We start from the raw sequence: 6,528 nt of genomic DNA on the forward strand, positions 1-6,528 counted from the left end.
TCGACCGAGATCAAGACTCCCCACTTCCAGGAGGGATTGCGGCGGTGTTTCAGAAAGCGTGCGGAGGAGCGTGCGGAAATGAACAGGTTGCGCAAAATGAAGAAGCCACCACAAACGGAATTGCGACAGCTCGGCCAAGGGAACCTCCTGTTCCAGCTCAGCACTTTCCGATCAAGCGAATCCTTCTTCCAAGCAGGGGCACACGGCCCTAGAAAGGTGATTCGGGCAACACAGTCACAAAACTCGAAGAAACGGGGCGGATTCTCGTCCGTGACCCTGCACATCGCCAAACACCGGCAGCGAAGTCCCGGTGGAGACTTTTCCCATCCGGTGCCGATAAGAGAGCGGGGAGAAATGTTGCCTTTGTGTGTTAAGATGCGCAAAAAATAAAGATTTCGTCGGCGAGCGCAACTGAGAGAAGTTTCGTTGAGACGGTGCGGTACACCGGGCGAAGACTTGTAGTGGTGTCTTGTGTTCGCCAGAGAAATCCTGCTCTCCTCGACGCAGGACCTGGAGAAAGCCACCTAATGGGTGACTCTCGTTGAGGCGAACGGTGATGCCAGGGCATAGGCTGGGAAGCCAGCAGACGAGTCCAGCAAAATCCAACTCCGTTTGTAGACCTAAGGAAGGGACCCCATGACGACTTCGCTCCAGCGAAATGAGCCGACCTGGCCGTTCCTCCTGGTGCTGATCGCGCTCTTTATCCTGAGCGTGACTTCTCCGCGGGCATGGCGCGTGGTGGAGCGTCCCGATCCGCCAATTCCCGACAACAACCAGACGGCGCTCGCCGAGGCAGACGCACCGTCGGGCGGAGAATCGGGCCAGCCCCTTCCTGCCACCTCACCATCACTCCCGGTCCCTTTGGCGTCCACGGAATCTCTTCCCACAACGCAGCCGTCTTCCCAGAACGAGGTGGCCCTGCAACCCGCTGAGGTTCAGCATCAGGTGGCGGCCGACATGGCCCATGGATCAGCTCTCCTGCAGTTTCCTCCCGAGCCGGAAAAGGAAGACCCCTGCCTGGAGTTGATGCCCGATGAACAGCAAACGACGCTTCTGCCTGATGATACGCACGTGACAGGGGCACCGGATTCCCAAGACCTCGCTTTGAATGCCGAGTCGTCACCGTCCGAACCCGGGCACACCGGCACCATGGAAGCCACGATGGAAGAGGCGGGTGCTGGTCATGGTATTCAGCCTCAGCACGGTCTGTGGACCCCGCCGGCCTCTCTGCTGGCCATGCTGGAGCCCTTCGCGCAGCGAGAGGAAACCCGCGCGTGGGTGAGCGAGGTCCGCGAAAAGATCGACGAACTCGGTCAGGGGTTTGAAGCCGGCGAAGATGTTTTGCCGGTGCTCCAGGCGATCTACACGCTTGCCCAACAGTCGTCCTCCATCCAAACGAAACTCGACCCACAACCCGACGTGGCGGCGGACTTCCGGCAGGTGCGCTATGCCCTGATGCGCAGGCTGAGTCTGTGGAAGGCGATCCAACTCGCCGGGGGCTTGCAGTCGGAGCTGGCCACCACAGAGAGTGCAGACTGGACACGCCTGGAAAAAACCCTCAACGCGGTTGAGCAGCGGTTGGGCTCGGGGAGCGTTGCCCAGGCCTGGCGGGAATTCCTCAACCTTGAAGCCATAAAAGCCGCCATGCAATCCCAGCCCCGTCCGGAAGCGGAACGTCAACTCGCGGACATTGCCGCACGGACGCTGCAGAGAATCGACGATCACACCTTCACCGAAGACCAACAGGCCCTTCTGGATGAGCAACCCCTGGCCGACTACGTCAATGAACTCCGTTTTTGGGCTGCTCCCGCGGTGCAGGCCGCGAGCCTCCTGGAACGCGTGGAGAGCTTCGAGTCCGACGCGACGAATTCGGCGGCGCAACCCCTTGTGCAGGCCTACTACCGGCTGGCGCGATCGTCTCAGGACCGTGCCCGGTGGTTGGCACGATGCCTCGATCTGCTCTATCGAAATGCCAACGTGCGAATCGCCATTACGGAGGAACTTCTCAACCGCCTGGCTCCCGAACGTCCGGCAGACGAACGGCCTGTGGCGGACGTCATTCTGAATCGGCCGGTGTACGGTTCCAGCTACGCAGAGACAAAGGTCGGCTTTCGGCTGATTCCTGACCCCCTGCGAGCTCGCGTCGCCCTGACAGTCCGCGGCCAGGTGACCTCTCTGACTTACGCGAATGCGGGACCCGCCACCATCTGGAATGACGGCTACGCCGAATATGTGGCCGAAAAGGATGTGGAAATCACGCCTCACGGGCTTGTCGCGTCGCCGGCTGTCATCAATGTGGAGAACTCGGTGCGCATTCGGGACGTGGCGACCACGCTGGATTCCATCCCTGTGCTCGGCTTCCTTACCCAGGAAGTGGCACGTCAGCAAGCTGCCCGCCAGCGTCTGGAAGCCAGCGAAGAAGCCAGGTGGAAGGTGGCGACCCAGGCCCTGCGGGAGATTGAAAGCGAGACCGAGACCCAATTTTCTCGGCTCAACCAGCGGTGGCAGGAAGAAGTGCTGGGCCCCCTGCATCGGTTCCACCTTGCTCCTACATGGCTAGGAGCGCAGACGACCGAAGATCGGATCGTCCTCCGTGTTCGACTGGCGGCGCCGTTCCAGCCCGGCGGGCATACACTCCGCCCCTTTGCCCCCGCAGACGCCCTGGCCAGTTGCCAGATTCATCAGTCAGCCGTCAACAATTTCCTCCAGCAACTGGGGCTGGAAGGGAAAACCTACACGGTGGCCGAGCTCCAGCAAAAACTCCGCGAAAAACTTCGCCTCCCAGAGGACGACAGCCGCGGGGAAAACCCCCACGCCGACGCCCAGATCACCTTTGCCGCCCGGGATGCCGCGAGGGTGGAGTTTTCCCAGGGTAAACTGATCATCACGCTGGCCGTTGCCGAGCTGAGCAGCCCACCGAATCGCTGGCAGGATTTCCAGGTCCGCGCTATCTACCGGCCGGAGATCCACAACGATCGCATCCGGTTCAATCGCGAGGGCGTGGTGCAACTTGTCGGTCCCATGGATATGCGGTCACAGATCGCCCTGCGAAGCGTTTTCAGCCGCACTTTCTCCAAGGATAAACCCTGGGAAGTTTCACCGGGCTTCCTCCAACGGCACGAAAACCTCACAGATTTGACGGTGACGCAACTCGTTCTGAAAGATGGTTGGCTGGGCTTCGCCATCGGCCGCCGACCGGCGATGGCCGCCGCTCAGAGCGCCAGCGAACACGCGCCGCACTGACGTCCGGCCGGGGCGTCCGAAGTGGCTGCACTGATAAAATCCGAAGTGGCTGCACTGATAAAAAGGGTCAGTTCAACCGAGGGCCAGATGGGCTCTCCATATCTTTTTCTTTCTTGCGCCGCTGGGCACGCCGCCCGGTGGTCTCCAGAATGGCGATCAGGCTGATCATGCAGCCCACCAAAAGCAGGATGACCATAGCGCCAAACGTATTGACCTGGTGCAAAAGGAGGGCGCCCAATCCGCAGGTCGCCGCCATGAGGTAAATGGTCAGAACGGCCTGGGCTTTCGTCATCCCCAGCTCCACGAGGCGGTGAGAGAAATGCCGGGTGTCACCCACAAAGGGACTGGCCCCCGCCCGAACGCGTATGACGACCACCGTTACCAGATCGTAAAGCGGCACGGCCAGTGCACATAATGGGGCGAGCACCGCATGACGTGGAGTGTTTTCCCCGGCAAATGTGGCCGTCATCGAAATGACCGCGAGCAGATAACCCACGAAATAACTTCCGGCATCTCCCATGAAAAGCCGCGCAGGAGGGTGATTGTGCCACAAGAATCCCAGCAGCGCCCCCAGCAAGACCAGAAAGAATCCCGCCACAAAAAGCTGCGGTTCTCCTGTGAGGGGCTTGGGGGTAAGGAGCATGACCGCTGCGAGGACCGTGCACGCAATCGCCGCCACCCCCGCTGCCAGACCGTCCATGTTGTCCATCATGTTGAAGGCGTTGATGAGGGCCACAATCCACAGGATACTCAATATCCCGGTGAGGAGCGGCACTTCGATAAAAAGAGTCAGTCGGTAACCTTCGGCCACCGTCACTCCCGCCACCAAAAATTCCACCAACAGCCGAAACCACCAGGGAAGTTTCCATCGGTCGTCGGCCAGGCCCAAAAGCATCACGAGCGTGGCCATTGCGAGCACCGTCCACAGCCGCCCGCTTTGGGCCCAAACACCGGGTAAATGGCGTGCCACCTCATCCGGCAACCATTCCCGCGGCAAGACTCCGGCCACCAGGTCCGGAGTGACCAATCCCTGCGGCGGTCGGTTGTCGAACGTCAACCAGAGCACCCCTTGAAGAACGGCAAAGGGAAGCACCACGCCCAGCCAGATGGCCAGCCCGCCCGAGGTCGGCATCGGCCGATTGTGCACCTTGCGCGGTCCCGGCCGATCCACGAGCCCCCATCGCGGTGCCCACACCCGCAGCGCGAACCCGAGCAGCCAGCTTACGACAAGGGAGGGGACGATCACGAAGAAGAGCCACCACACGGCGAGGTCACCTCCCGTAAACGCTCGTGAAGATAGTCCCGGCAACGGTTGAAAAATTCGTGATACTCAGGCTGCCGGTAATCGGCAAACGTCCACTCGTGGTGCTGCCAGCGTTGGTGCCGATAAAACAGCGTCACTTCTCCGTAAATACCTAACCCGAGATAAATGCGATGGGTGAAATCCTTCGTCGATGCCAGCACGAGTTTCCCCAGCGTCAGGTATCCTGGATCAATGTTAAGAGGACGCGGCTCGGGAAACAGGCGCAGCTCCGCATACTCCGCCTCCCAGGAGTTCGTCTGAATCTTGATGGCAGGCAACCGACCGGGATCGATTAAATCCGCCGGCGCAAAAAAAACCTTTTTCAGATCCGGCCCCATGGTTGAGGTGTAGTAATCGGTGTGGGAAAACGGGAACGCCGGACTTTCCAGGGCGAGCGGGCCCCACTCTTCCACCACCTTCTGTCGGGCCCAATCAATGGCCTCCGGGTACCGACTGAACACCGCTACCAACAGCAGCACCGGATCAGGGGCTCGGGGAACGCCCATTACTTTTTCTCCTTCGTTGCGACGAAAAGAGGGCTTTCTGACGTCACTCCAAAAGACAACATGGCGTGTATTCTCTTGGTTGATTTTACCACGTGCAATCATTCTAATGAAAACTCCCTTCAGCATACCGGCCAGATGCAGAGGTTTGTCGTACGTGTTCAGGCTAAACCATCGCGAGGGATCCCTATGTTATTTCGCCTTATGTGGCTGATGCTCGCTGTCGCCGCGTTGTCTCCCGGAACAAGCTGGTCAGCGGAACGAGAAACCCCGTCAGGGCGCGAGCTTCGCTTTACCGTAGAGAAGGCGCCCGAACTCGAAAGATGGTTTGATCCCAGCGACGCCTGGGGCGGAGCCGACGGAGTTTTCTCAATTCCCCTGGATGCTCACCGACTTCTCTTCACATTCGGCGATACCTTCACAACTCGACAGCGGCGCAAAATGGTGAACAATTCCATCGCCATCCTTCGGCTGGAAGGTCGCACGCCGGTGGGCATTGATTTCTTTTTCGGACGAACTGCCGATGGCGACGTCTGCTCGTTCGCCGTCCCGGAGGACAATCACGGCGTGTTCTGGCTGGCGGCGGGCGTGCGGGACGGAAAGCGGCTTCATCTTTTTGCTGCGCATATCGAATTCACACCGCAGGGAGGACCATTCGGTTTTCGGCAAATCGGGGAATCTCTCCTCACCGTGGACAACCCGGAGGAATCTCCTTCGAGATGGCAGATCCGGCAGCAGGAAATCCCCTATTTTCGGTCCGATGAACGCGGAAGCGCAGTCATCGGTTCGGCGACGCTCGTTCCAGAGGACGGAGAACACATTTACCTCTACGGTTTCGACGAGGAAAAAACTCCGCTCTTCCCCATCAAGCATGCGATCGTCGCACGGGTGAAAAAAGGTCGCGTAGAACAGCCAGCCGAGTGGGAGTTTTACTGCGGCCCCGTCAAGGGGGTCGCGTCCGACACCCCCGATGCCCTGCTGACGAATGAACGCTTCTGGACCCACGACTTTTCCCACGCCACGCGATTGGCGCGAGAAGTCGCTTCTGAGTACTCCGTTTCGTATTTGCCGGTACTCCGGGGCTATGTGATGGTCTATACCCGCCTGGGACTTTCACAGGAAATCGTGATGCGTTCAGCCCCTACCCCAGTAGGTCCCTGGAGCGATTCTGTTCTGCTCTATCGCATTCCTGATTTGCCCGAAGACACAAAGGCGTTTTTCTATGCCGCGAAGGCCCATCCTGCCCTGGCCGGTGATGACGAACTCGTCATCAGTTATGTGGCCAACTCGTTCGACCTTGGACGACTGGTCCGAACCCCGGACATCTACCGCCCGTGGTTTATTCGGGTAAAGTTTCACCCTCCGGGGAAAAGATAGAAGTTTCGGCCGTTAGAGTGTCAGAACGTGTGCCAAAGACCGGGCCCACCCCCCAGAACAGTGCGGTATTCAATGGCCGTCTGTTCGGGGATGTTTCTCCAA

At 59.5% G+C, this 6,528-nt stretch carries 4 protein-coding genes; 2 read left to right on the forward strand and 2 right to left on the reverse strand.

Features of this window, described 5'->3' with window-relative positions; translation table 11 throughout:
- The first annotated feature begins 636 nt into the window (after nt 1-636).
- Nucleotides 637-3,243, forward strand: coding sequence for a hypothetical protein (locus H5U08_RS07835; protein ID WP_297031916.1), 2,607 nt, complete (start codon nt 637-639; stop codon nt 3,241-3,243).
- A gap of 67 nt (nt 3,244-3,310) precedes the next feature.
- Here the strand turns inward: H5U08_RS07835 and H5U08_RS07840 are convergent, their stop codons facing one another.
- The gene (locus H5U08_RS07840) at nt 3,311-4,507 is read right to left on the reverse strand and encodes an MraY family glycosyltransferase (protein ID WP_297031917.1); all 1,197 of its coding nucleotides are present in this window, start codon (nt 4,505-4,507) and stop codon (nt 3,311-3,313) included.
- Complete coding sequence (locus H5U08_RS07845) at nt 4,486-5,052, reverse strand: DUF4416 family protein (RefSeq protein ID WP_297031918.1); 567 nt, start codon at nt 5,050-5,052, stop codon at nt 4,486-4,488. The genes H5U08_RS07840 and H5U08_RS07845 overlap by 22 nt, the downstream gene beginning before the upstream one ends.
- 186 nt (nt 5,053-5,238) lie before the next feature.
- Here H5U08_RS07845 and H5U08_RS07850 point away from each other — a divergent pair, with 186 nt between their 5' ends.
- A complete protein-coding gene (locus H5U08_RS07850; protein WP_297031919.1) occupies nt 5,239-6,426 on the forward strand; it encodes a DUF4185 domain-containing protein in 1,188 nt (395 codons plus the stop codon).
- The last annotated feature ends 102 nt before the right edge of the window (nt 6,427-6,528 follow it).

The organism is Thermogutta sp. (genome assembly GCF_014359955.1).
Classification (GTDB): Bacteria; Planctomycetota; Planctomycetia; order Pirellulales; family Thermoguttaceae; genus Thermogutta.

Coding starts and splice junctions, on each gene's coding strand:
- H5U08_RS07835 (WP_297031916.1), top strand. CDS start 637: ATGACGACTTCGCTCCAGCGAAATGAGCCGACCTGGCCGTTCCTCCTG.
- H5U08_RS07845 (WP_297031918.1), bottom strand. CDS start 5,052: ATGGGCGTTCCCCGAGCCCCTGATCCGGTGCTGCTGTTGGTAGCGGTG.
- H5U08_RS07850 (WP_297031919.1), top strand. CDS start 5,239: ATGTTATTTCGCCTTATGTGGCTGATGCTCGCTGTCGCCGCGTTGTCT.